The sequence below is a fragment of the Flavobacterium keumense genome (genome assembly GCF_029866485.1).
GTDB lineage: Bacteria > Bacteroidota > Bacteroidia > Flavobacteriales > Flavobacteriaceae > Flavobacterium > Flavobacterium keumense.
The window spans coordinates 1021985-1047224 of sequence record NZ_CP092332.1 but is presented as its reverse complement, the minus strand read 5'-3'; the positions used below and the strand labels follow the sequence as shown (position 1 = coordinate 1047224).

General features: G+C 35.2%; 24 protein-coding genes, 2 tRNA genes and 1 pseudogene. 10 read left to right on the top strand and 17 right to left on the bottom strand.

The features are described from left to right. The first annotated feature begins 3 nt into the window (after positions 1-3). Both MG292_RS04520 and MG292_RS04515 read left to right on the top strand, forming a co-directional pair. On the top strand, positions 4-1662 hold the full coding sequence (locus tag MG292_RS04520) for an alpha-amylase family glycosyl hydrolase (RefSeq protein ID WP_264533896.1): 1659 nt from the start codon (positions 4-6) through the stop codon (positions 1660-1662). 198 nt (positions 1663-1860) lie between these two features. Then, entirely contained in the window at positions 1861-3087 is a 1227-nt protein-coding gene (locus MG292_RS04515; protein ID WP_264533897.1) for a BaiN/RdsA family NAD(P)/FAD-dependent oxidoreductase, read from the top strand. Positions 3088-3109: 22 nt separating this feature from the next. Here the strand turns inward: MG292_RS04515 and MG292_RS04510 are convergent, their stop codons facing one another. Next, positions 3110-3586: a TspO/MBR family protein gene (locus tag MG292_RS04510; protein ID WP_264533898.1), complete on the bottom strand. Its 477-nt coding sequence runs from the start codon at positions 3584-3586 to the stop codon at positions 3110-3112. A gap of 109 nt (positions 3587-3695) precedes the next feature. Here MG292_RS04510 and MG292_RS04505 point away from each other — a divergent pair, with 109 nt between their 5' ends. From MG292_RS04505 to MG292_RS04480, 6 genes are all read left to right on the top strand, one after another. Then, positions 3696-4787: a diphosphomevalonate decarboxylase gene (locus MG292_RS04505; protein ID WP_264533899.1), complete on the top strand. Its 1092-nt coding sequence runs from the start codon at positions 3696-3698 to the stop codon at positions 4785-4787. 2 nt (positions 4788-4789) lie between these two features. Continuing rightward, positions 4790-5008, top strand: coding sequence for a hypothetical protein (locus tag MG292_RS04500; RefSeq protein ID WP_264533900.1), 219 nt, complete (start codon positions 4790-4792; stop codon positions 5006-5008). Beyond that, positions 5008-5310 (top strand): type II toxin-antitoxin system RelE/ParE family toxin, encoded by a 303-nt coding sequence (locus tag MG292_RS04495; RefSeq protein ID WP_264533901.1) that lies wholly within the window; start codon positions 5008-5010, stop codon positions 5308-5310. The genes MG292_RS04500 and MG292_RS04495 overlap by 1 nt, the downstream gene beginning before the upstream one ends. A 12-nt stretch (positions 5311-5322) precedes the next feature. Continuing rightward, positions 5323-6261 carry a mevalonate kinase family protein gene (locus tag MG292_RS04490; RefSeq protein ID WP_264533902.1) on the top strand — a complete coding sequence of 313 codons (939 nt, stop codon included), beginning with the start codon at positions 5323-5325 and terminating at the stop codon, positions 6259-6261. Positions 6262-6291: 30 nt separating this feature from the next. Beyond that, entirely contained in the window at positions 6292-7245 is a 954-nt protein-coding gene (locus MG292_RS04485) for a geranylgeranylglycerol-phosphate geranylgeranyltransferase (RefSeq protein WP_264533903.1), read from the top strand. Positions 7246-7405: 160 nt separating this feature from the next. Further along, positions 7406-8329 carry a pseudouridine synthase gene (locus MG292_RS04480; protein WP_264533904.1) on the top strand — a complete coding sequence of 308 codons (924 nt, stop codon included), beginning with the start codon at positions 7406-7408 and terminating at the stop codon, positions 8327-8329. 159 nt (positions 8330-8488) lie between these two features. On the opposite strand, the gene MG292_RS04475 is transcribed toward MG292_RS04480, so the two are convergent. Beyond that, positions 8489-10555, bottom strand: coding sequence for a M3 family metallopeptidase (locus MG292_RS04475; protein WP_413614237.1), 2067 nt, complete (start codon positions 10553-10555; stop codon positions 8489-8491). A gap of 161 nt (positions 10556-10716) precedes the next feature. After that, positions 10717-10801: transfer RNA gene (locus tag MG292_RS04470), tRNA-Leu, on the bottom strand. A 108-nt stretch (positions 10802-10909) separates the two neighbouring features. Here MG292_RS04470 and MG292_RS04465 point away from each other — a divergent pair. Together MG292_RS04465 and MG292_RS04460 are read left to right on the top strand one after the other, a co-directional pair. Further along, positions 10910-12298, top strand: coding sequence for a dipeptidase (locus MG292_RS04465; RefSeq protein WP_264533906.1), 1389 nt, complete (start codon positions 10910-10912; stop codon positions 12296-12298). A gap of 21 nt (positions 12299-12319) precedes the next feature. Next, the gene (locus MG292_RS04460; protein WP_264533907.1) at positions 12320-12706 is read left to right on the top strand and encodes a DUF423 domain-containing protein; all 387 of its coding nucleotides are present in this window, start codon (positions 12320-12322) and stop codon (positions 12704-12706) included. A 32-nt stretch (positions 12707-12738) separates the two neighbouring features. Here the strand turns inward: MG292_RS04460 and MG292_RS04455 are convergent, their stop codons facing one another. From MG292_RS04455 to dnaE, 14 genes and pseudogenes are all read right to left on the bottom strand, one after another. After that, positions 12739-13389, bottom strand: coding sequence for a PH domain-containing protein (locus tag MG292_RS04455; RefSeq protein ID WP_264533908.1), 651 nt, complete (start codon positions 13387-13389; stop codon positions 12739-12741). Between the two features lie 45 nt (positions 13390-13434). After that, entirely contained in the window at positions 13435-13806 is a 372-nt protein-coding gene (locus MG292_RS04450) for an MmcQ/YjbR family DNA-binding protein (protein ID WP_264533909.1), read from the bottom strand. Positions 13807-13855: 49 nt separating this feature from the next. Then, entirely contained in the window at positions 13856-14191 is a 336-nt protein-coding gene (locus tag MG292_RS04445) for a four helix bundle protein (protein ID WP_342032620.1), read from the bottom strand. A gap of 81 nt (positions 14192-14272) precedes the next feature. Next, entirely contained in the window at positions 14273-15043 is a 771-nt protein-coding gene (locus MG292_RS04440; RefSeq protein WP_264533910.1) for a cyclase family protein, read from the bottom strand. 49 nt (positions 15044-15092) lie between these two features. Continuing rightward, entirely contained in the window at positions 15093-15470 is a 378-nt protein-coding gene (locus MG292_RS04435) for a GxxExxY protein (RefSeq protein ID WP_264533911.1), read from the bottom strand. A gap of 66 nt (positions 15471-15536) precedes the next feature. After that, positions 15537-16700, bottom strand: coding sequence for a radical SAM family heme chaperone HemW (gene hemW, locus MG292_RS04430; RefSeq protein WP_264533912.1), 1164 nt, complete (start codon positions 16698-16700; stop codon positions 15537-15539). A 3-nt stretch (positions 16701-16703) separates the two neighbouring features. Then, complete coding sequence (locus tag MG292_RS04425) at positions 16704-17096, bottom strand: hypothetical protein (RefSeq protein ID WP_264533913.1); 393 nt, start codon at positions 17094-17096, stop codon at positions 16704-16706. Between the two features lie 3 nt (positions 17097-17099). Further along, positions 17100-17654: a crossover junction endodeoxyribonuclease RuvC gene (ruvC, locus tag MG292_RS04420; protein WP_264533914.1), complete on the bottom strand. Its 555-nt coding sequence runs from the start codon at positions 17652-17654 to the stop codon at positions 17100-17102. 20 nt (positions 17655-17674) lie between these two features. After that, positions 17675-18151, bottom strand: a complete 477-nt coding sequence (locus MG292_RS04415; RefSeq protein WP_264533915.1) for a hypothetical protein — start codon at positions 18149-18151, stop codon at positions 17675-17677. Between the two features lie 42 nt (positions 18152-18193). Next, positions 18194-18571 carry a hypothetical protein gene (locus MG292_RS04410; RefSeq protein ID WP_264533916.1) on the bottom strand — a complete coding sequence of 126 codons (378 nt, stop codon included), beginning with the start codon at positions 18569-18571 and terminating at the stop codon, positions 18194-18196. 259 nt (positions 18572-18830) lie between these two features. Beyond that, positions 18831-18904, bottom strand: a tRNA-Asp gene (locus MG292_RS04405). A gap of 86 nt (positions 18905-18990) precedes the next feature. Further along, positions 18991-19917 (bottom strand): DUF58 domain-containing protein, encoded by a 927-nt coding sequence (locus MG292_RS04400; protein WP_264533917.1) that lies wholly within the window; start codon positions 19915-19917, stop codon positions 18991-18993. 90 nt (positions 19918-20007) lie between these two features. Continuing rightward, on the bottom strand, positions 20008-20325 hold the full coding sequence (gene trxA / locus MG292_RS04395) for a thioredoxin (protein ID WP_264533918.1): 318 nt from the start codon (positions 20323-20325) through the stop codon (positions 20008-20010). Between the two features lie 120 nt (positions 20326-20445). Beyond that, positions 20446-24986: pseudogene (dnaE, locus tag MG292_RS04390) on the bottom strand (DNA polymerase III subunit alpha). Positions 24987-25240 lie beyond the last annotated feature (254 nt).

The following is a 25240-nucleotide window of genomic DNA, read 5'->3' as shown; positions in this document are numbered from 1 at the left end:
ATCATGAAAAAAAATGTTTTACTACTAGCCCTTTTGGCTGTTTTCATTTCATCAAATGAAACACAAGCTCAACATAAAAAAACAAACCAAACAGCTCCATTTGTTTGGGAAGGCGCCAATTTGTATTTCTTGTTGACGGATCGATTTAATAACGGAGATCCCAATAATGACGTCAATTTTAATCGAAATAAAGAAACTGGAAAATTACGTGGTTTTATGGGAGGTGATATTAAAGGGATTACCCAAAAAATTGAAGAAGGGTATTTTGACCAATTAGGAATCAATGCTATTTGGATGACCCCTTTAGTAGAACAAATTCACGATGGAACGGATGAAGGAACCGGATATAGTTATGGATTTCATGGCTATTGGACTAAAGATTGGACTGCTTTAGACCCCAACTTTGGAACAGCCGAAGATTTAAAAACCATGGTTGAAAAAGCACACCAACATGGAATTCGTATTGTTTTTGACGGAGTTATCAATCATACGGGGCCAGTAACCCCTCAGGATGCGGTTTGGCCAGAAAGTTGGGTACGAACAAGCCCAGCTTGCGACTACAAAAACTACGCAAATACAACCGCTTGTACCTTGGTAGCCAATCTTCCTGACACACGTACTGAAAGCGAGCAAAATGTAGAACTACCAGCAGCTTTAGTAGAAAAATGGAAAAAAGAAGGACGTTACGAACAAGAAGTGAAAGAATTAGATGCTTTCTTTGCCCGAACAGGCTACCCAAGAGCACCTAAATATTACATCATCAAATGGTTAACCGATTATATTAGCGAATATGGAATAGACGGCTACCGTGCTGATACTGCCAAACATATTGAAGAAGGCGTTTGGGCTGAATTCAAAAAGCAATGCAACTATGCTTTTGCTACTTGGAAAAAGAACAATCCTAAAAAAGTGCTAGACAACAATGCTTTTTATACTACTGGAGAGGTTTCAGGGTATAACATCAGTGGAGGATTGTACTATGATTTTGGTGACAAAAAAGTAAATTATTTTGCCAATGGATTCAATAGTTTAATCAATTTTGAATTTAAAAATGAAGCCAAAAAAGATTATGAAAGTTTGTTCTCTTACTACTCAAACACATTACAAAAAGAATTAAAAGGATTTGGTGTATTGAATTATGTTTCGTCTCACGACGACGCTACTCCTTTTGACGGAAAAAGAGAAAAAACCTTTGAAAGTGCTACAAAATTATTACTAACTCCAGGAACGGCTCAGGTATATTATGGAGATGAGTCAGGACGAAATTTAGTTATCGAGGGAACACAAGGCGATGCAACTTTGCGTTCATTCATGAATTGGGATGATATCAAAAACAACCCAACTACTAAAAAAACCTTGACACACTGGCAAAAATTAGGACAGTTTAGAAAAAATCACCCTGCAGTAGGAGCTGGTATTCACCTACAAATTTCGGCTACTCCTTATGTGTTCAGTCGTACTTTTACTCAAGGAAAATACAAGGATCAAGTGGTCGTTGGATTGAATTTAGTGAAAGGCAAAAAAACAATCCCAACAGGAACTATTTTTAAAAATGGAGCCAAAGTAAAAGATGCGTATTCTGGAAAAGAAGCTGTTGTTGCTAATGGAAAAGTAACAATTGATTCGGAATTTGATTTGGTTCTTCTGGAATTGAAAAAATAAAATCGAATTAAGTTATATAAAGAGTCTCTCTAAAAAGCACAAAATTTGTCATTCCGAATTTATTTCGGAATCTATAAATAATAATTATTCTTATTTATAGAAACTAAAACTCCTAAATCTTCGGAAAAGTTTGACAGAAAGAAGTCTTTTTAGATGGGCTCTTTTTTTATTCTTAACTTTGTCATTCAAAAACAAAAAATGAATCAAGACTTTGATATTATAATTGTAGGTGGTGGAGCTGCTGGATTTTTCTCGGCTATCAACATTGTAGAGCGCAATCCAAAACTCAAAGTCGCGATTTTAGAACGGGGAAAAGAAGTGCTTTCCAAAGTTCGTATCTCAGGAGGAGGACGTTGCAACGTAACCCACGCTTGTTTTGAACCCAACGAATTGGTCAAATTCTATCCTAGGGGCGAGAAAGAATTGCGTGGTCCATTTCATCAATTTTGCTCTGGCGACACCATTGAATGGTTTGAAAAACACGGAGTCGAACTGAAAATTGAGGACGATGGCAGAATGTTTCCTGTTTCCAATTCTTCTCAAACCATCATCGATTGTTTTTTAAATGCCAGTCATCAATTAGGTATAACCATTGTAACGGGACAAAGTGTACAATCCATTTTTTATACCGAAGGCTCGACAGGAAATTATTGGAAAATCGATACGCAATCCGAAAGCTTCTTAGCCGAAAAACTCATCTTAGCTACAGGAAGCAATCCTAAAATTTGGGATTTATTACATACGTTTGGGCATGCCATTATTACACCTGTACCTTCCCTATTTACCTTTAATATCAAAGACACCCGAATTAAAGAATTACCTGGAATTGCGACTCAAGTAACCGTTAAAGTTAAGGATACCAAACTAGAATCGACAGGCTCTTTATTGATTACCCATTGGGGAATGAGCGGCCCAGCTATATTAAAATTATCTGCTTGGGGAGCGCGTATCTTACACGATAAGAATTACCAATTTAAAATAGAAGTCAATTGGCTAAATGATATAGATACCGAAGATGCCGAAACCCTTTTGAAAGAACTCAAACAAGAACATGCCAAAAAAACGGTAGTCAAAAAGTCGCCTTTAGAATTGCAAAATCGGTTATGGGAAAGTTTGGTTCTAGCCTCGGGAATTGGCAATGAAACCAAATGGGCGGATTTGTCCAAAATTCAATTACAAAACCTAGCAAATCAACTAACAAAAGGCATTTTTCAAGTTAATGGTAAAAGTACTTTTAAAGATGAATTTGTTACTGCGGGCGGAATTGATTTAAAAGAAATCAATTTCAAAACCATGGAAAGCAAATTACACCCTAACCTTTATTTTGCTGGCGAAATAGTCAATATTGATGCTATTACAGGTGGATTTAATTTCCAAAATGCGTGGACATCTGGGTTTATTGTTGCTAATGCAATTTCAGAATAATTCTATCTGATAGTTTATAAAGTTACTGGTTCAACCACCAAATACTAGCCGTTAATACCGAAGCAAAACTCACCCAAGCTAAATACGGCAATAGTAAATAGCCTGCCGTTTTACTGATTTTAGTAAATTGGGAATAGGTTTCAAAAATCATGAGCCAAAGTAAAACAACCTCAATGGTGGCTAATATCAGGTTATGCAATCCAAAGAACAAATACGACCAAAGTGCATTCAAAACCAATTGGATGGTAAAGAATTGTAAGGCTTTAGTAACCGCTTCTTTATGGGTTGTTATTTGATTCCAAACTAAGCCTGCAGCAATTCCCATCATAATATACAACGAAGTCCAAACAGGTGCGAAAATCCAATTAGGCGGATTAAAACTCGGCTTTATTAAAGTAGGATACCAAGTCGTTATTGAAGTACGCGTAACCATTCCAGAAACATATCCCACAACCAAACAAATAACGACAACAATTGCAATACGAGTAACTTTATTCATTTTACTTTTTTTATTTAGAATCAAATTTACTCAAAACTTTCAATTCTATAGCCAAAATAAACTCAAAACCAATTCAGCAAAAAAAGTATCTTTGCTAAAATTTTCATTCATGGTAACAGCAAACGATTTTATTCCAAGCCCCTATACAAATTCTATTGAAGAAGGTGTTTTTCAATGGAGTGCGCCAAGTAATATTGCATTGGTAAAATATTGGGGCAAAAAAGAAAATCAAATTCCCGCCAATCCTTCAGTGAGTTTTACCTTAAATAATTGCAAAACAATTACGCAATTGGCTTTCGCCAAAAAACAAAATACAGTCCAATCGAATTTTTCTTTTGATTTGCTTTTTGAAGGGAAACCAAAGGAAGATTTTAAACCAAAAATTCAGAAATTTTTGGAGCGAATTGAACCCTATTTACCTTTTTTAAAAGACTATCATTTTACGATTGACACTCGAAATACATTTCCGCACAGTTCTGGAATTGCTTCTTCTGCATCGGGCATGGCAGCTTTAGCGATGAACTTGATGAGTTTAGAAAAGGAATTGAATCCTGCAATGACTGAAGATTATTTTTACCAAAAAGCCTCTTTCTTGGCACGTTTAGGATCCGGTAGTGCTTGCAGAAGTGTAAAAGGACAAGTTGTTGTTTGGGGGAAACAAGCTAATATTCCTGGAAGTTCTGATTTTTTTGGAGTTGAATTCCCACACACTATTCACGATAATTTCAAAAATTACCAAGACACCATTCTTTTAGTAGACAAAGGTGAAAAACAAGTTTCGAGTACTTTAGGGCACGATTTAATGCACAATCATCCTTTTGCCGAAAGGCGATTTGCACAAGCACATGAAAATTTAGACCATCTGATTTCAATTTTTGAATCAGGGAATTTAGAACAATTCATTGCTATTGTTGAGAGTGAAGCCTTAACACTACACGCTATGATGATGACTTCGATGCCATATTTCATCTTAATGAAACCCAATACATTGGAAATTATCAATCGTATTTGGAGTTTTAGAAATGAAACTAAAATACCTGTTTGCTTCACTTTAGATGCTGGCGCCAATGTTCACGTTCTCTACCCAAATCAAGTGAAAGAAAAAGTCTTGCAATTTATTCAGGACGAATTAGTTGGCTATTGTCAAAATGGTCAGTATATTTGTGATGAAATTGGAATTGGTAGTCAATTAATTGTATAATAATGGATATTCAATTAGAAAAAATAGAATTGATGAAAAAGTTGTTAGAGACTAACGACGAATCGGTAATTGAATCAATAAAAAATATATTTTCGACTAGTAAAAAAGATTGGTGGGAAGAATTGACTGAAGAGCAAAAATTTGAAATTGAAGAAGGAGAAAAACAGATTGAGCGAGGGGAGTTTGTTCTTTATGAGGATATAATGAAAAAATACAGGTAATGAAAAGAGAGATTATCTTTTCGAAAAATGCTGAAAAATCATTACTTAGTTTATTAGAGTTTTTAGAATTAAAATGGTCTGTAAACGTTAGAAATCAATTTATTTCAAAACTTGATGAGTCAATTTACTTAATTAGAAAAGAACCTTCTCTATTTCCAAAATCACAATATAACAAAAATCAATATAAATGCGTGTTATCAAAACAAACCACGATTTATTATAAATACAACGCTAAAGCAGTTTGGATTTTGGCCTTATTTGATACAAGACAAAACCCAAAAAAAATCAAAACAATAAAGTAGTTAGCAAACAACATGAAAGGACCTTTATTTTACTCAAAAATATTACTCTTTGGTGAATACGGAATTATCCAAGACTCCAAAGGACTTTCTATCCCTTATAATTTTTATAACGGTGCCTTAAAAACGGATAACAATCCTTCCGAAGAAGCTATTTCTTCTAACGGGCATTTGAAACGTTTTGTAACTCATTTAAAAACATTAGCTGTTGAACAACCTAATCTGGTTCAGTTCGATTTAGCTACTTTAGAGAATGACGTGAACAATGGTATGTACTTTGACTCAAGCATCCCACAGGGTTATGGCGTGGGAAGTAGTGGTGCTTTAGTAGCTGCGATTTACGACAAATATGCCCAAAATAAAATCACCGTTTTAGAAAACTTGACGCGTGAGAAATTATTGGAACTGAAAACTATTTTCTCTCAAATGGAAAGTTTCTTTCACGGAAAAAGTTCGGGTTTAGATCCTCTAAACAGTTATTTAAGTATTCCTATTCTAATCAACTCAAAAGACAATATTGAAGCCACAGGGATTCCAACGCAAAGCTTTGATGGCAAAGGAGCCGTTTTCTTAATCGACTCTGGAATTGTTGGAGAAACAGCCCCAATGGTCAATATTTTCATGGAAAACCTGAAAGATCAAGGTTTCCGTAACATGCTGAAAACACAATTTGTAAAATACACCGATTCTTGTGTAGAAAATTTCTTAGGTGGCGATATGAAATCATTGTTTGCCAATACTAAAAAATTATCAAAAGTAGTTTTGAATCACTTCAAGCCTATGATTCCGGAACAATTCCACGGAATTTGGCAAAAAGGAATTGACACCAACGATTACTATTTGAAATTATGTGGCTCTGGTGGAGGCGGTTATATTTTAGGTTTCACCGAAGATTTAGAACGCGCCAAAGCCTCTTTGAAAGACTACAAATTAGAAGTGGTGTACCAATTCTAGTACAATACATTTAACGACAAAAACAATACAATGTTAAGCAGAGCGAACAAATTGGTGATTAAAAAAATTATCAGCTTGTTCTCTGTAGTGAGAGGATATAATATTCCCGTTATCATCTTGGCACAGTATCTATCAGCCATTTTCATATTGGCTCCCGAAAAAAGAGCCTTGAATGTATTGCTCGATTTTAATTTGTTTATTTTGGTTTTTGCTTCAGCATTGACCATTGCATCGGGTTACATCATTAATAATTTTTACGATAGCCAAAAAGATTTAATTAATCGTCCCAACAAATCGATGTTGGATCGATTTGTAAGTCAAAAGACAAAGTTAAGCGTCTATTTTTCACTCAATTTCATTGTGGCTTTAATGGCATTATTTGTTTCTTGGCGTGCCTTGCTGTTCTTTTCGGTATATATTTTCCTAATTTGGTTCTATTCTCATAAAATCAAAAAACAACCGCTAATTGGTAATTTAATGTCGGCTTTTTTAGCGGTTTTGCCTTTTTTTGCGATCCTTTTGTATTATTATAACCAAATCCCATTTGAAGAAATTGAAAACTACAGCAATCAACTGGCAGTCATTTTTGCACACGCCAGCTTTTTGTTTTTGTTATTGCTCATACGAGAAATGATTAAAGATTTAGAAAACTTAAAAGGCGATTTGGCCAACAATTACAAAACGATTCCAATTGTTTATGGAGAACGTGTTTCCAAAAATATAATTTCTGGATTGACCTTTTGCACTGTGATTCCTGTCTATATTTTAATTGAAATTTATGATGTGGGTTATATGGACACGTACTTTTACAGCTGCCTAATTGTATTGATTTTCTTTTTATTATCCTTACAAAAAGCAAGCAGTAAAGAAGCATTTCTCCGATTGCACAACCTACTTAAATTTTTAATTGTTGCTGGAGTATTTTGCATCATTCTAATCAATCCGTCCGTTTTGTGGCACGGAAAACGACTACTACTCCCCTAGCCCCGATAGCAGCGGCATCCTTTTCCTTTTTTCTTTAAAAAGGAAAAGATAGAGCAAATAGCGGGAAATCGCTCCAAATAGACATTCTCAAGAATTTTAATACTATCTTTGCCAATTGAAGGACAAGGCTGTCCGAATGCAGCAATAAATTACAACTATTATGAGTACTACAAGAGGAGGCGGAAGAACCAATAGTTCTAGACCTAATTCAAATAAGCCGACCCGAGCCAAAGGCGAACGAAGCGGAGCTAAACCTGCCATGCAAAAGCGTGCGCAAGGGCCTAAAAAGGCTAAAATCAATACCAAAGTAGCCGAAGTGGAAGCTAATAAAACGGCTAAGAAACCCAATCAAGCGCCAAAAAGAGCTAAAGCAGCAGACGAAATTCGTTTGAACAAATACATTGCTAACTCAGGAGTATGTTCGCGTCGTGATGCCGATATTTACATCCAATCAGGAAACGTAAAAGTGAATGGCGTTCCTGTGACAGAAATGGGATATTTAGTTAAGCTAAATGATGTAGTCAATTTTGATGGTGTCACATTGACTCCAGAGAAAAAAGAATACATCTTGTTAAACAAACCAAAAAATTTCACAACTGCCTTAGACGAAGGGCAAGAATTTCGTAATGTATTAGAGTTAGTTCGTGGAGCTACTACAGCAAAAATAAGCGCTGTAGGAAGAATGGACAAAAACACTACGGGATTGTTATTGTTTACCAATGATACCGATATGATTAGAAAATTTACCTTACCTAATCAGAAATCATCAAAAATTTACCAAGTTTCGTTAGATAAAAACTTGAAATACGAAGATTTAGAAAAAATAAGCAAGGGTTTAGTATTAGACGGTCACCGCGTATTTGTTGAAGAGGTAAGTTATATCGAGAACGAACCTAAAAGCGAAATCGGGCTAAAATTACGTACTGCAAATGTAAAAGTGGTACGCTCTATTTTTGAACACTTTGATTATAATGTGTTGCGAATAGACCGTGTCGCTTTTGCCGGTTTAACAAAAAAGAATTTACCTCGAGGCAATTGGCGTTATTTAACTGATCAAGAAATTATCAATTTGAAGAACATTTAAGTTGCTCCAATCAAATCATAAAAAAACCTGCAAATTACTTTGCAGGTTTTTGTTTTTTAGATACTATCAATAAACAGACTCTCAAATAGTACTTTTTGTCAGGGATTAAACTGCTGCTTTGAATTTGTGCTAATCTGTGAAATCTGTGTTTTAATTTGGCTATCCTTTTATCTTTTTAACCGGAGCTTCTTCTTTCTTGTCCAAGCCTCTTTTTCGCAACAAAGGTTCAATACTTGGCTCAGCCCCTCGGAAACGTTTATACAAAACCATTGGGTCTTCTGTTCCTCCTTTTTCCAATACATTTTTACGGAAAGACTTCGCTTTTTCTGGATTGAAAAGTGTAGTGATTTTAAACGCTTCAAAAGCATCGGTATCTAACACTCCTGACCAGATGTAGCTATAATATCCTGAAGAATACCCTCCTGAAAAAATATGACTGAAATACGTACTTCTATATCTTGGAATAATAGATTCAATCAAGCCAATTTTAGTCATGGCTTGTTTTTCAAAGGTGTTGGCGTCGATGGTGATGTCTTTAGTTTGTGAATGGTATGCCAAATCCAATAAGGAAGCTGCCAGATATTCGGTAGTACCAAAACCTTGGTCAAACGTGCCTGATTTTTTCAATTTAGCAATTAATGCATCTGGAATGACTGCACCTGTTTGATAATGTTTAGCGAACATTTTAAGCACTTCAGGTTCTGCAGCCCAGTTTTCCATAATTTGCGAAGGCAGTTCCACAAAATCTCTTGGAACACTAGTTCCCGCCAAGCTCTTATAGGTCACATTTGAAAGTAACCCATGCAATGAATGTCCGAATTCATGAAATAATGTACTTACCTCATCAAAGGTCAATAAGGCTGGGGTTGTTTCAGTAGGTTTTGAAAAATTACACACGATAGAAACTACTGGTGCTTTTCGCTCTCCATTTTCCGTTTTTTGATTTCTATATGAAGTCATCCAAGCTCCACCTCTTTTAGATTCACGAGGATGAAAATCAGTGTAAAGCACCCCAACATGCTTTCCATCAGCTTCAAGAACTTCGAAAGCAGTAACCGATTCATGATATTTAGGTACATCTTTTAATTCTTTAAACTGCAATCCATATAATTTTTGAGCGACTTGAAAAGCTCCATTTCTTACATTCTCTAAACTAAAATAAGGACGCAATTCCTGTTCGTCCAAATCAAAACGCTCTTTTCTAATTTTCTCCGTATAATACCTCCAATCATACGGTTGAACAGCTCCTTTAATTCCGTCTTTAGCCATCATTTTTTGAATGTCGGCAGCTTCTACTTTTGCTTTTTCTAAAGCAGGTTTCCATAAATCGTTTAATAATTTATTGACATTTTCTGGTGTTTTTGCCATTGATTCTTCCAAAACATAATTAGAATGAGAGGCATACCCCAACAATCGGGCTTTCTGCCCACGAAGATTCGCTAACTGAATTGCATTTGCTTTATTATCTAATTCATCATCGTGATTGGCACGAGTTTGATACGCATTCCAAATCTCTTGACGCAACTTTCTGTTAGCACTATATTGCAAGAACGGTATCACACTCGAATTAGCTAAAGTAAATACCCAACTTCCTGATTTTCCTTTTACTTTAGCATCAGCTGCTGCCGCATCAATGACATTTTGTGGCAATCCCTCTAGATCTTTTTTATCGGTAATTACCAATTGGTATTTATTGGTCTCCGCTAAAATATTTTGACCGTATTTCAAACTCAACATCGACAACTCTCCGTTAATTTTACGCAACTTCTCTTTATCAGTAGCCGCTAAATTAGCTCCTGAACGAACAAAGTCTTTGTAAGCATTATCCAAAAGTTTAGCCTGCTCTAAATTCAATCCTAAGGTTTCTTTTTTGTCCCAAAGCGCTTTAACTCTAGCAAATAATTTTTCGTTCAAATAAATGTTATCGCGATGCGCCGATAAATTAGGGGAAACTTCCTTGGCAATTGTCTGAATTTCTTTGTTGGTATTAGCCGAATTTAAATTAGAGAAAACTGTATTGACATTAGACAACAACTCTCCTGCATTTTCCATAGCTAAAATGGTGTTTTCAAAAGTAGGAGCTACTGGATTATTGGCTATTGCCTCAATCTCGGCAGCATTTCTTTTAATCCCTTCTAAAATGGCAGGTTTGAAATGTTCGTTTTTAATTTGATCAAAAGGTGGTACATTAAATGGTGTATTGTACGCTTGAAAAAATGGATTCATAGTAGTCGTTTCTTGAGCATTTGCAGTTAGCATACTTCCAATGGCTAGGCAAACAAATAAAGATTTTTTTATCATATGTTACGTTTTAAAAAAGTAAATTTAGGAGAAAGGAAGAATATAAAATAAAAAAACCTTAAAAATGTTTCCATTTTTAAGGTTTTTGGTGCGGATAATAGGACTCGAACCTACACGCCTTGCGGCACCAGATCCTAAGTCTGGCATGTCTACCAATTTCACCATATCCGCGTGAATTGGGTGCAAATATACACATAAGTTCTAATTTTCAAAGCAAATTAAACAAAAAATATTTCAGTCATTTTTTGTACTTTTGATTGTATAATTTGAAACCCAATTATGGAAAATATAGCCGCTTACGTTCAAGAAAACAAAGAACGTTTCATCAATGAATTAATTGAATTATTAAAAATCCCTTCTGTCAGTGCAGACACAGCTTACTCTCAAGATGTATTCGATACCGCCGATGCCGTAAAATTAAGTTTAGAAAAAGCAGGTTGTGATCTAGTCGAAATTTGCGATACGCCAGGCTATCCAATTGTGTATGGCGAAAAAATAATTGACCCCAATTTGCCAACCGTGTTGGTATATGGACATTATGATGTGCAACCACCCGATCCAATGGAATTATGGACTTCTCCTCCATTTGAGCCAGTAATTAAAACGACCGAAATTCATCCTGAAGGCGCTATTTTTGCACGTGGCGCTTGCGATGACAAAGGACAGATGTACATGCACGTGAAAGCATTTGAGTACATGATTCATTCGAATTGCCTGCCTTGCAATGTAAAATTCATGATTGAAGGCGAAGAAGAAATAGGTTCCAAAAGTTTGAGTTGGTTTGTAGAACGCAACCAAGAAAAACTAAAAACCGATGTGATTCTGATTTCAGACACCGGAATGATTTCAAATCAACAACCGTCTATTACGACAGGCCTTCGCGGTTTGAGTTATGTAGAAGTAGAAGTTACAGGACCTAATCGTGATTTACACTCCGGATTGTATGGCGGTGCCGTGGCTAATCCAATCAATGTACTGACTAAAATGATTGCTTCTTTACATGACGAAAACAATCATATTACGATTCCTGGTTTTTATGATAAAGTAGAAGAACTTTCTGCTGCCGAAAGAGCCGAAATGGCCAAAGCACCTTTCAGTTTGGAAAACTATAAAAAAGCGTTAAACATTGAAGAAGTCTATGGCGAGACTGGCTATGTAACTAATGAAAGAAACTCCATTCGTCCCACATTAGACGTGAACGGAATTTGGGGTGGCTATACTGGCGAAGGAGCCAAAACTGTGATTGCAAGTAAGGCTTTCGCCAAAATTTCAATGCGTTTGGTTCCAAATCAAGATTGGGAGGAAATCACTGAATTATTTACTAACCATTTTCTAAGTATCGCTCCAAAAGGAGTAACCGTAAAAGTAACTCCACATCATGGCGGACAAGGCTATGTGACCCCAATCGACAGCATTGGCTACCAAGCCGCTAACAAAGCCTACACCGAAACTTTTGGAGTTCCAGCTATTCCTGTTCGTTCTGGCGGAAGTATTCCTATTGTTGCGTTGTTTGAAAAAGAATTGAAAAGCAAAACGATACTGATGGGATTTGGATTGGACAGCGATGCGATTCACTCACCAAACGAACATTTCGGAATTTTCAACTACTTGAAAGGGATTGAAACTATTCCGTTGTTCTATAAATATTTTGTAGAACTGAGTAAATAATTTTCCTCTTTATCTGAAAAAATGAATAAAAAAATTACAGCAACAGCCGCATTCTTAGGAATGACCGCCATTATTTTAGGCGCTTTTGGTGCCCACGCTTTGAAAAAAGTACTCACTCCCGAACAATTGATTAGTTTTGAAACAGGGGTGCGGTACCAAATGTACCAAGCGTTCTTTTTATTCTTTCTAGCCGCTCAAAATAATATTCTAGAGAAAACTAAAAAAACGATCTATACCCTGATTATATCAGGAGTCCTTTTCTTTTCAGGATCGATTTATCTGTTGTCCACAATGGGAATCTCAGGGATCAATTTTAAAAGTATTGGATTGATTACCCCACTAGGTGGCTTATTACTCATCTTGGCTTGGGGGATACTTGGTTTTTCTATTCTAAAAGTAAAAAGATAAAAATAGCGGTTTCATTTGAAACCGCTATTTTATTACATATAACTCAAAATTTCCTTTTTCAAGGCATCGTATTCACCTTGTAAAATCAGACCGTTATCGAGTAATTTTTTATAGTTCTGTAACTTTTCAAAAAGTTCATCTGATGTCAATTCGTTGAGTGGTTTATCTCCATCCAAAGTACTGATTCCAGTAAAAAAAGGAACTTGAGTAGGCATAATCTCTGCAAAAGAACTAACTTCTTCTGTTTCGACTTCTTCTACCGCTGGGTTAGTGTTCAAACCTAAACCTCCTTTTAACAAATCGATTTGTTCTTTAGCAAAAGCGTACATCTTTCTTGCTTGAACTTTCGGAATGTATTCAATAGTCACCGAAATCTCGGTTTTGGTTACAAATGAAAAATCAGAGCCTAAAATACCTTCTTTAACAAAAGTACTTTCAATCTCATCCCAAGAATAATCTGTAAAATTCATTGAAAGCCCTAAATTTTTAGGTTGACAAATAATGATTCGTTTATTAGTCACCACAATACTATCTGGCAAAACGGTAATTGCGGGTTTTTTCTGCACCGCTATGTAACCAATTTCTTCATTTTTCATCAATAAATCACTCAATTTTGACATGACTTTTTCGATGGCTTTAGGATCTTGTTCTTCGTTTAAAAACTTTTTAAGTTGCTCATTCATATACTATTTATTTGGGAATTAGTTTTATTTAAGTAAATATACTATCTAATTTTCTAAACTCAGGATTTCATTTTTTATTTTATTAGGCAAACTGCTAAAAACCAATTCATACGAATGGTCGATTAACTCTTTAACCAAAGCATCAGCAACATCTTGATTGATTGAAATGGTGTTCCAATGTTTTTTACTCATATGATACCCCGGCTGAATTCCGTCGTATTCAGCACGCAATTCCTGAGCTCTATCAGGATCACATTTCAAATTGACCTGCGGATTTCCGTTTTCCCATGAACTTAGCGAAGTCAAAAGAAACATTTTACTGCCTACTTTTAACACCAAAGCATCTTCATTGAACGGAAAATGTTCTGTAACTCCTTTTTTAGAAAGACAATATTCGAAAAATTGTTGAATATCCATAATAGTTGAGAGTATTGAGTTTTTAGTTGGGAGTTTTAAAATGTTTAATTTAAATCTTGCTCGAACCGAATTTATCTGGATTATTCATCATATAGTAAATCAGTTTCCCAACTTCAGTATTTAGAGAAGTTAATTCGTTGTATTTTATTTCTTTCAAATAACCGCAAGCTAAAGAAAAATCTAACCAAACTTGAGTTTCGGAATTTTCAGCTTCTGCGTCAGTAAGTTTGCTTAAGAAATTTTTGGGATAAACCCTTTTCCTATAAGACTCAGTTATTGTAACTGTTACACTTCTCGAACTTCTTCTAATTTGATCTGTTAAAGAAAATTTTTCCTCATTTGGAAAACCTTTGGATTCTTCAAAATAAACATTGCTAAAGCAAATGATTTTTTATAAGCTAATAAATCTTTATAATCCATAATTCAAATCTTTAAAACCTAAAACTATCTCCCTACTCTCAACTCCTTACTCCAAACTATACAAAATAGGTTTACTCGGACTAGCATCATTTTCAAATGAAGCGATTTGTAAATTCAATAAATAATTGCCATCAAGCACTTCGTTAGGTACAAAAATCATCTCGGTAATCGTACAATTCAGTCTCGCATCGTCATTCAAATGGTTCACATCTTTGACATTCCAAAAGGCTTTGTGTGCTACTAATTTGCCCCCGTCTTTTTCTTTATCAACACTAGGCAAATCAATCAACAAATGTTGGATTCCGCTTTCGCGAAGGAACAACGCTGCCTCTTCAGACAAAAAAGGCGGATTCGTATTGGAATACTTCAATGATTTTTTTGAAACGTCATTTGGCAGGGTGCGAATAACAATGGCTTCTGGATTGATTTCTGAATTAGGAACAGATTGTAACGCCTTATCAATTTGCAGTTTTGAAATCACTAAATCCTCCCCTACTTTTTCTGGTTGAACCGAAATTAAAGTTGCCCAAAAGAAAAACGCTTTCAAACATTGATTGATACTGTAAAATTCTCTTGTAATATGCCCTAAACACTCGGTATGTGTCCCGTGTGCATGCGGATTGAAAAATAGATTATTAAAATTCGTTGACGATTGCCCTTCAGCTACTTTCCCAATCCAATCTCCCATAACTACAGGAGTAATTTCGGGGGCATTTTGGTACCAAGCAATAGGATTTTGCTCGTCATTCGTTATTGGAATGGAAATATCAATGGGTTTTGATAAGTCAATTTGTATGTTGTGGATTTTTGCTTTCATTTATTTTAACCGCAAAGCACGCAAAGTTTTACGCTAGGTTCACAAAGTTTTAAAGATTATTAACTACCCTTTTTACTCCGTTTTTAATTAATGTTACATTAAAATTTATTAGCAATCCTAATTTACAATTTGTTAATTTCAAATACGTTAACAATTGAGCAAAATGTACATCGTTCAATGCCTCAACAGATTTAATTTCAATAATTAATTTATTGTTTACTATAATATCAATTCTATATCCAATATCAAGTTTTACTTCTTCATAAATTAAAGGCAATGGCTTCTGTTTTTCAATATTTAATCCTTGCTTTTTTAATTCATAAAACAAACATTCTTCATAAGCACTTTCTAGTAGTCCAGGACCTAAACTTTGATGTACTTTTAAAGCGCAATCAAATACTATTTTAGACAATTCGTTTTCTGTCATATTGAATATTGGTGTATATTTTTATCTTGCGTTCTTTGCGAAAACTTTGCGACCCTTGCGGTTAGATTATTCCAAATTTAAGTAAAACAAATCACTTGCTATTCCATCGGTTAAAAATTTCCCTTTCAATGTTGGCTTCAATATTCCATCGGTAATAGAAAGCAAACCATCAACAATGAATTTTTGTGATTGTTGCTTCAAATAATCCAAATATTGAGAACCAAATTCCTGCTCAATTCGATCTAAAGAAACACCCCAAATCGTTCGTAAACCTGTCATAATATATTCGTTATAACGATCTTCGAGTGTTAATTTTTCGACTTCATTAGGCAATTCGTCATTCTGAAGTGCTTTCAGATACAAGGTATTATTTGCAACATTCCAACTTCTAGAATCACCATTATAACTATGTGCTGAAGGACCAATTCCGATGTATTTTTTACCCAACCAATAGGCCGAATTATTCCTAGAAAAATAATTTTCTTTACCAAAATTAGACAACTCATAATGAACAAATCCATTGGCTTCCAGAGTTTCGACCAAAATCATAAAATGTTCTTGGGCTACCTCATCATTGGGCGAAGCTACTTTACCTGTTTGAATCAGTTTGTTCAACGCGGTTTTAGGCTCTACCGTCAAGGCATAACTAGAAATATGTGGTATTCCAAATGATAGTGCCGTTTCAATATTCTGCTGCCATCTTTCGTTCGACATTTGCTTCGCCTGTTCGCCATTCTGGCTCGGGTCGGGAATTCCGTAAATTAAATCCAGTGAAATATTATCGAAATAACGGGTAGCTATTTCTAGGCATTTTTTTGCTTGCGCCGAATCATGCGCGCGATTCATTAACTTTAAATCCTCTTCAAAAAAGGACTGAATTCCAATAGAAAGCCGGTTAACCCCAATCCCTTTAAGTTCTAATAAATAAGATTCTGACAAATCATCAGGATTGGCTTCGAGAGTAATTTCGGGGTTTTCTACAATAGTATAATGTTCATAAATCGTAGCAATCAAAAATCTTATATCTGCAATCTGCAACCTACTTGGAGTTCCTCCTCCAAAATAAATGGTTTCGATAATTTCATATTCAAACTCACCTTTACGCAGTTGCAATTCTTTGGCCAAAGCCAAAACCATTTCTTCTTTCTTCTTCATCGAAGTCGAAAAATGAAAATCGCAGTAATTACACGCTTGTTTGCAAAAGGGGATATGGATGTAGATTCCGCTCATTTTTTAAGTGTTTAATATTAACACCATTGGTAGAACTACACTTAAAATAATAAAAATAAAACCAAAAAGTTTATCCGCTATTAAACTGACATCCCCGGAATAAAACATTTCTCTAGGCGGGATTTTTGGATCTCTTTTTTTTCTTAGCCAAAAAGGTATTAACATCAATCTATACAACAAAAGAGAATATATTGGACTATACCAAAGTAATAAAAAATTCGGTTTTAAAAACTCTTCAACACTTAACTTATAAGTTGTGATTGATGCTAGAGCAATTGTAAAACAAAAGATTATTATAAAAGAATCTTTCTTTCTCAATACTTTTCTACTAATAAAAAATATTGTAGGAACTATAACTAATCCAATAATTGAGAATTCTTCAAAAAAACTATTCATAAGTTATTTGTTAACACGAGATTCATTATTTTTCACAAAAGCATCCCAACCCGAATAACTTTTGCCAATTTCTAGTCGGCCTGAATTAAAAAAATGACAAACAGCGGCCGCTAATCCATCGGTAGAGTCTAAATTTTTCGGTAAGGTTTTAAGACCTAATAATTGTTGAAGCATTTTGGCTACTTGCTCTTTACTAGCATTTCCATTTCCGGTTATGGCCATTTTTATTTTCTTAGGTTCGTATTCTGTAATGGGAATACCGCGCGAAAGTCCCGCCGCCATAGCAACGCCTTGTGCACGACCTAATTTCAACATCGACTGCACATTTTTTCCAAAAAAGGGAGCTTCAATCGCTATTTCATCAGGATGATGCGATTCGATGAGCTCAATTGTGCGTTCAAAAATGATTTTTAACTTTTGATAATGATTGTCGTATTTGGATAATTGCAGTTCGTTCAATTGCAAAAATTCCATTTTTTTATTGACTACTTTAATCAATCCAAAACCCATAATAGTGGTTCCAGGGTCGATTCCTAATATGATACGTTCGTTTGCCAATTGAGGTTTGTTTAAAGGAACTACTCTACTTTTAGTATTACAGGAAGAATAAATTGAGTTTTAACAGGAATTCCACGTTTGATAGCTGGGTTTACTTTCGGAAAATCTACTAAACGTGCTTTTAAAATACTGTCAATTTTAACCGTATCATATGCTACTGAATCTTTTGGAAACTGCGGTTCAAATTGCATGGCTGAATTAGGAAAAACAGTAACTTTAACTTCTATAGTATCCAATTCTGGATACAGAACTGATAGTGTATCAATACTTAATTTTTCTTGAATTAACTGAGTTAATATTTCAAAAAAACATTGATTACGTTGTGTTTTATCTTCAATTTTTTCACAATCAACTAGTGAAGGAAACTCATCCACTTCTTTCCAATTAATTTCTTTTAATTCTTTGGCTAATAATTCTTTTTCAGAAGGAATTTGCTTCTCAAAATATTGACAAGAACTAAAAAGTAAAATAACTAAAAAAAGAAAATAATGTTTCAATGTTTTGTGTTTGAATAAAACTAATATGGGATAAAAATACAATTATTTTTTTTGAGAAGCTTTATAAAGCAAATAATCTTGATACGATTCAGACATCCATTTCTTTTTACTTTCGACTGCAGTTTCTTTTTGAGCAGGATACAATCTTGCAAGCCGATCGGAAAAAGCAGCAATTTTAATAGTATAACTATAAAACTCTATTTTACTCAAAACTATAGCTGGATTTGCTTTTTTTTCAAAAAACTCAAAAAACAACGTATCAAATTCTTTCATAGTATAATTTACCACAACACGGCGGTTTACATTATATAATGAGTCCTTTAGTTGCTTATCTTCATTGAATATCAATGCTGGTTGAGCAAGAGCAGTAAAAGAAATAAAAAACAGAACAATAAAAATGTAGTAATCAAAGTTTTTCATGTAAAGGGAGAAAAAAAATTTTGAAAAACCAAAGTTATGCTATTTTTTAGGATAAAAAAGAGTAACTATAACGATTTAGTACCCTTGTAAATCAAAAAAGCTATCCTTAGTTCTGAAAATCAGAATTTCTGGAAAGCTTTTCATTGGTCTAACTACTAAACCCGGTCAGCTTACAAGGCCGACCAAACAACACAACTAACTTTAGATACCGTTTTTGGGCAAAAAAGCACTCCATTATGAAGTGCTTTACCCAATTTAGCGGTCTGGACGGGACTCGAACCCGCGACCCCATGCGTGACAGGCATGTATTCTAACCAACTGAACTACCAAACCTCTGCTTAATTGCGGTTGCAAATATACAACAGATTTCTATTTACACAAGCATTTTTATAAAAAAAATAAAATATTCCTTCATGAAATTAACCAAAGTTTTGTTTTTCAACTAAATAGGTTAACAGTATTTTTTCGAAATTTTCGCCCACAGCGACTGGAACATATTGGATTCGGTTTTGAGCGCAACGTAATGCTAGCTTTTTAAAGTAATTAGCCACTTCTTTTTCATAATCTTGCTGAACGGTATTAGCAAAGACGGCTACTTCTTCTCCAGTTTCTACGTCTATAAATTTTCGAGGAGCCGAATCAAAATTAAACCCCAATTCGGTTTTAGCATCAAAAACATGAAACAAAACCACTTTATGCTTGTTGTGTTTCAAATGTTGTAAAGCACTAAATAAAGCTTCTTCGTTTCCAGCCTGAAACATATCCGTAAATAAGATAATCATGGAGCGACGGTGTATCTTTTCTGCAATTTGATGTAAAAAAGTAATCGAATCGGTCGTTTTTGAAACTTTCGGTTGTTCCAAAAGCCCCTCAAGCGCATTCAAAATCATTCGATGATGACGATCACTTCCTTTTTCCGGCGCATAATATTCATAGATGTCCGAAAACACGCTTAAACCCACTGCATCACGTTGCTTTTTCAATAAATTCATCAAAACCGCTGAAGCTAACACAGAAAATCCTATTTTACTTTCATAAAAATGCTGACTTTCTTTTAAATAGGGATAATGCATTGACGAAGAATTATCAATAATAATATGACAACGCAAGTTGGTTTCTTCCTCAAATTGTTTGGTATACAAACGATCCGTTTTGGCAAATAATTTCCAATCGATATGTTTGGTACTTTCTCCAGAATTATAGACTTTATGCTCTGCAAATTCAGCCGAAAAACCATGAAAAGGGCTTTTGTGCATACCCGAAATGAATCCTTCCACCACTTGATGAGCTAACAACTCCAAATGACGAAAACTAGAAATAGTATCTCTTTGTGATTCAATATTCATTACCCAAATATAAGAAAACGATTGGTATTTTATATGCAATAAAAAAGGCTGACTTTCGTCAACCTTTTTTATATCAATGCAATCAGAGGATTACAATAATGCGTCTAAACTATCAGTATAGGTTTGTTTTGGAGCAACCCCTACTTGTTTTCCTACTACTTCTCCGTTTTTGAAAATCAAAACCGTTGGAATATTTCTAACTCCGTATTTTGCTGCAAATTCTTGGTTAGCATCAACATCAACTTTACCAACTACCGCTTTTCCTTCATATTCAGTAGCAATTTCATCAATTACTGGTCCTACCATTCTACAAGGCCCACACCAAGCTGCCCAAAAATCTACTACTACTGGTTTATCTGATTTTAAAACTACTTCGTCAAAAGTAGCGTCTGTTATTGCTAATGCCATACTATATTATTTTTTATTTGTTTATTAATTGTATTGCAAATTTATAAATTAAAACACATTCTCACAGCACTTCTAAATTAGTTTTGGTTATGAATGTATTACCTTTTTTTATTTGTCAATTTAATTCAACTTAAAATTAATCTGTCTTTTTTCTAATTCTAATAATAACTCGTTTGATATTTTTACTTTCAATTTTCGGCTTGGCATACTCAATTTAGTTACCACATTTATTTCTTCAACTGCTGTAGTTGCATTAATTTTTTGATTTTCTATCAAAGAAACATCAGCATCCTCACTATCACTTTCTTCGACAAAAACTTCTTCATCGGCTTCATTAATTTCAGCGGTAGTCTCAATAATTTTTGTAATTTTTTCCAATTCCATAATTTCAAAAGTAACTGTATTGTCGCCTTTGTTTTCTTGAAAAAGTTGGTTCAATTGATGAATGAAATTTGGTTGAATATCGTTGATATTTAATAAAAGTACTAACTTTTTAGCGAAAGAAGGCAAAACATCTTGCAAATATTGGATTAAAGTAAACTGTAGTCGAGGTTCTCCCTTTTTACCCGTTTCTTTGTCTGCCCAACCTTCTTTTACCAAAACGCGCATATACGTAAAATTGTTCTGAATCAAAAAGTGACGGAATTTCAAATACTCTTCGCCAAAAATTCTAAACTCGTAACTTTCATCATATCCTTCCAGAAAAAAGGAAGCCCAGCCTTTACCGTTTTTAGCCACACGATGTTGTACATTATTAATTATCCCACCAAAAGAAAGTGTTTTACCCACGTACTGTTCTAAGTGTTTCAGTGCCTCCAACTTAGCATTGCAGAAATATTTCATCTCAAACTTGAAATCATCCAACGGATGGCCTGAAATATAAATTCCAACGACTTCTTTCTCCTTGGCTAATTTTTCCATCGTACTCCAATCATCACAAGGCGGCACCACAGGTTCGGCAATTTGTACATCACTAGCTTCTCCAAACAAACTCACCTGAGATGAATTTTCATTTTCTTGAAACTTGGCTCCGTACCGTATCGCTTTTTCATAGAATGTAATTCCGTCTCCATCATCATGAAAATATTGGGCTCGCGTAGTTCCTTCAAACGAATCAAATCCTCCGGCTAATGCCAAATTCTCTAAGGCTTTTTTATTAGCAGCACGCAAATCAATACGTTTAGTCAAATCAAAAATCGATTTGTATTTTCCGTCTTTTCTATTTTCTACAATCGTAGCCACTGCTCCTGCTCCTACTCCTTTTATCGCTCCCATTCCGAAACGAACGGCATAATCATCGTTTACCGTAAATTTATAAAACGACTCGTTCACGTCTGGCCCTAAAACCTGCAAGCCCATTCGCTTACATTCTTCCATAAAAAAGGACACTTGCTTGATATCGCTCATATTGTTAGAAAGTACCGCCGCCATATATTCGGCAGGATAATGTGCTTTCAAATAGGCCGTTTGATACGCAATCCAAGCATAACAAGTAGAGTGTGATTTATTGAAGGCATAACTCGCAAACGCTTCCCAATCAGTCCAAATTTTATCTAATTTTTGCGCATCATGACCATTAGCCATCGCTTGGTCGATGAACTTGGACTTCATCTTATCTAAGACATCTTTCTGCTTTTTACCCATCGCCTTACGCAATACATCGGCATCACCTTTAGAGAAGTTGGCTAATTTTTGAGACAAAAGCATCACCTGCTCTTGATAGACAGTAATTCCATAAGTTTCTCCAAGATATTCCTCACACGCATCTAAATCGTATGTGATGGGCTCTTCTCCATTTTTTCGTCGAATGAACGACGGAATATATTCCAACGGCCCTGGTCGATACAAGGCATTCATCGCAATCAAATCGGCAAAAACCGTAGGCTTCAAATCCTTCATGTATTTTTGCATTCCAGGCGATTCGTACTGGAAAATCCCTACTGTTTCTCCTCTTTGGAACAACTCATAGGTTTTGACATCATCAATTGGAAATTCATCAGGATTCAATTCCACTCCTGTGCGATATTTTACCAATTTGACCGTATCTTTTATTAAGGTTAGGGTTTTTAATCCCAAAAAGTCCATCTTCAACAAACCAGCACTTTCGGCTACAGAGTTATCAAACTGGGTCACATACAAATCAGAATCTTTCGCAGTGGTCACTGGAACGAAATTCGTAATATCATCGGGAGTAATTATCACTCCACAAGCATGAATTCCTGTATTTCGCATGGAACCTTCTAACATCTTTGCCTGCTGTATGGTTTCTCCTGCTAAATCTGCTGTGTTAGCGATAGCAATTAACTCTTTTACTTTATCAAATTCGTCTGAACGTAATGCTTTTTTGACATCCTCTTCTTTTTCTGCAATAAAGCGAGCCAAATTCCATTTAGAGGGCATCATGCCCGGAATTAATTTAGCAATTCTATCTGCTTCAAAAAGAGGCAAATCCAACACACGAGCTGTATCTCTAATAGCCGATTTAGTAGCCATTTTACCGTAAGTAATAATTTGGGCTACCTGATTAGCGCCATACTTATTAATTACATACTCCATAACACGCCCTCGACCTTCATCGTCAAAATCAATATCAATATCGGGCATCGACACACGGTCTGGATTTAAGAAACGCTCAAAAAGCAAATCGTATTTAATAGGGTCAATATTGGTAATTCCTAAACAATACGCCACCGCAGAACCCGCAGCAGACCCACGACCTGGCCCCACAGAAACGTCCATTTTTCTAGCTTCGGCTATGAAATCTTGTACAATCAAAAAATAACCTGGATAACCCGAATTGGAAATAGTAAGCAATTCAAAATCCAAACGTTCTTGAATTTCAGGAGTGATGTCGCCATAACGTCTTTTAGCACCTTCCATAGTCAAAAACTTCAAATAGGCATTTTCACCACGAACCCCTCCGTCTACTGCATCTTCAGCCACTTCAAATTCATCAGGGATTTTAAATTTTGGCAGCAATACATCACGATACAAAGAATAGGACTCCACTTTATCGATGATTTCCTGAATGTTGATAATCGCTTCAGGTAAATCAGCAAAAAGTTGCTTCATCTCATCGCCTGATTTGAAATAATATTCCTGATTAGGCAACCCATAACGATAGCCTCGACCTCGACCTATTGGTGTAGCTTGTTTTTCACCATCTTTTACACACAATAAAATATCGTGGGCATTAGCGTCTTCTTTGTCAATATAATAGGTATTATTCGTGGCTACTAATTTTATATGATGTTTTTTGGCAAAAGCAATCAAGGTTTGGTTTACCCGATTTTCATCCTCTTGCTTGTGACGCATTAACTCCAAATAAAAATCAGAGCCAAATTGTTCCTTCCACCAAATCAAGGCTTCTTCAGCCTGAGTTTCGCCAATATTTAAAATCTTGCTTGGAATTTCGCCGTAAAGATTTCCAGACAAAACAATAATATCCTCTTTGTATTTTTCAACAATTGCTCTATCAATTCTAGGAACATAATAAAAGCCATCGGTATAAGCAATCGAAGACATTTTGGCTAAATTGTGATAGCCTTTTTTATTTTTGCCAATAAAACTACCTGATATCCATTGTCTTTTTTCGTTTTATCTTTATGATTATCGCAAATATTAAACTCACATCCTACGATAGGTTTGATTACCGTTTCTGATGGTTCTTCGCCCTTATCGGCTAATTCCTTATTTTTTGCTTCTGCTGCTTTGTTATGATTTAAAACGGCACTCACAAAATGAAAAGCACCCATCATATTTCCGGTATCTGTCATAGCAACGGCAGGCATTTTAAACTTTGCCGTAGCTTTTACTAAATTAGCGATCGCTATTGTAGATTGCAGTACCGAAAATTGAGTATGATTGTGCAAATGAGCAAAAGGAGCTTCCTTTAAATCGGACTTTACCTCATCTGAAATTGTGGTTTGAACATCGTCTTGTTCAATTTTTTTCAAACGGGTTCTTATGGCATCCGAAGCTTGTTTTAAATTGACATGTTGTAATCCAATCAATTGGATTTCGGCAGGATTATTTTCACGGAAAGACCTGAAATACTCTGGAGTTACATCTAATTCTTCTTTAGTAAATACTTCTCGACGAATTAACTCTAAAAAACATCTTGTAGTTGCCTCCACATCGGCAGTAGCGTTGTGCGCTTCTGCAAAAGGTTGATTGAAAAGATAGCTGTGTAATTCCGTCAAAGTAGGCAATTTGTACTTTCCTCCACGTCCACCTGGTAATTGCAAAAGCGATGCGGTTACTTCGGTACATGTATCTAAAACAGGTAGCGATGCCATGGGTGAAGCCATTCCCATTCGATGGAATTCGGCTCCCATAATATTAACATCAAAACCTAGATTTTGTCCTACAATAAATTTGGCTTTCGCCAAAGAAATATTGAATTTTTCTAAAACTTCAACCAACGGAATCCCTTTGGCTTCGGCTAATTCTGTTGAAATACCGTGAATTCGTTCGGCATCATAGGGAATATTGAACCCTTCTGGTTGGACCAAGTAGTCTTGATGATCAATGAGTTTCCCCATTTCATCATGCAACTGCCAAGCAATTTGAATACAACGTGGCCAATTGTCCACATCAGTTATGGGAGCATCCCAACGCTTTGGTAATCCAGTAGTTTCAGTATCGAATATTAAATACATAATTGAATTTTAATGATTTGGGATAGTTTAGAATTGCTCTTAGCAGTTTCCAAATTTAGAATTTTTTGCCCTAAAAAAATAGGCAAGTTATTAACAAAAGAACACCATGTGTTTTTTTTGGACTTCGTAAAATGAATTCAAAAAAATCACCCTCCCGAATTATCCATTTTACTTTAAAAAAAGAGGGAAAACAAAAACTGCTCTTGAATTAAATTTAACAGTTTATGACTATTTTTCTTTGATTTGTTACATTT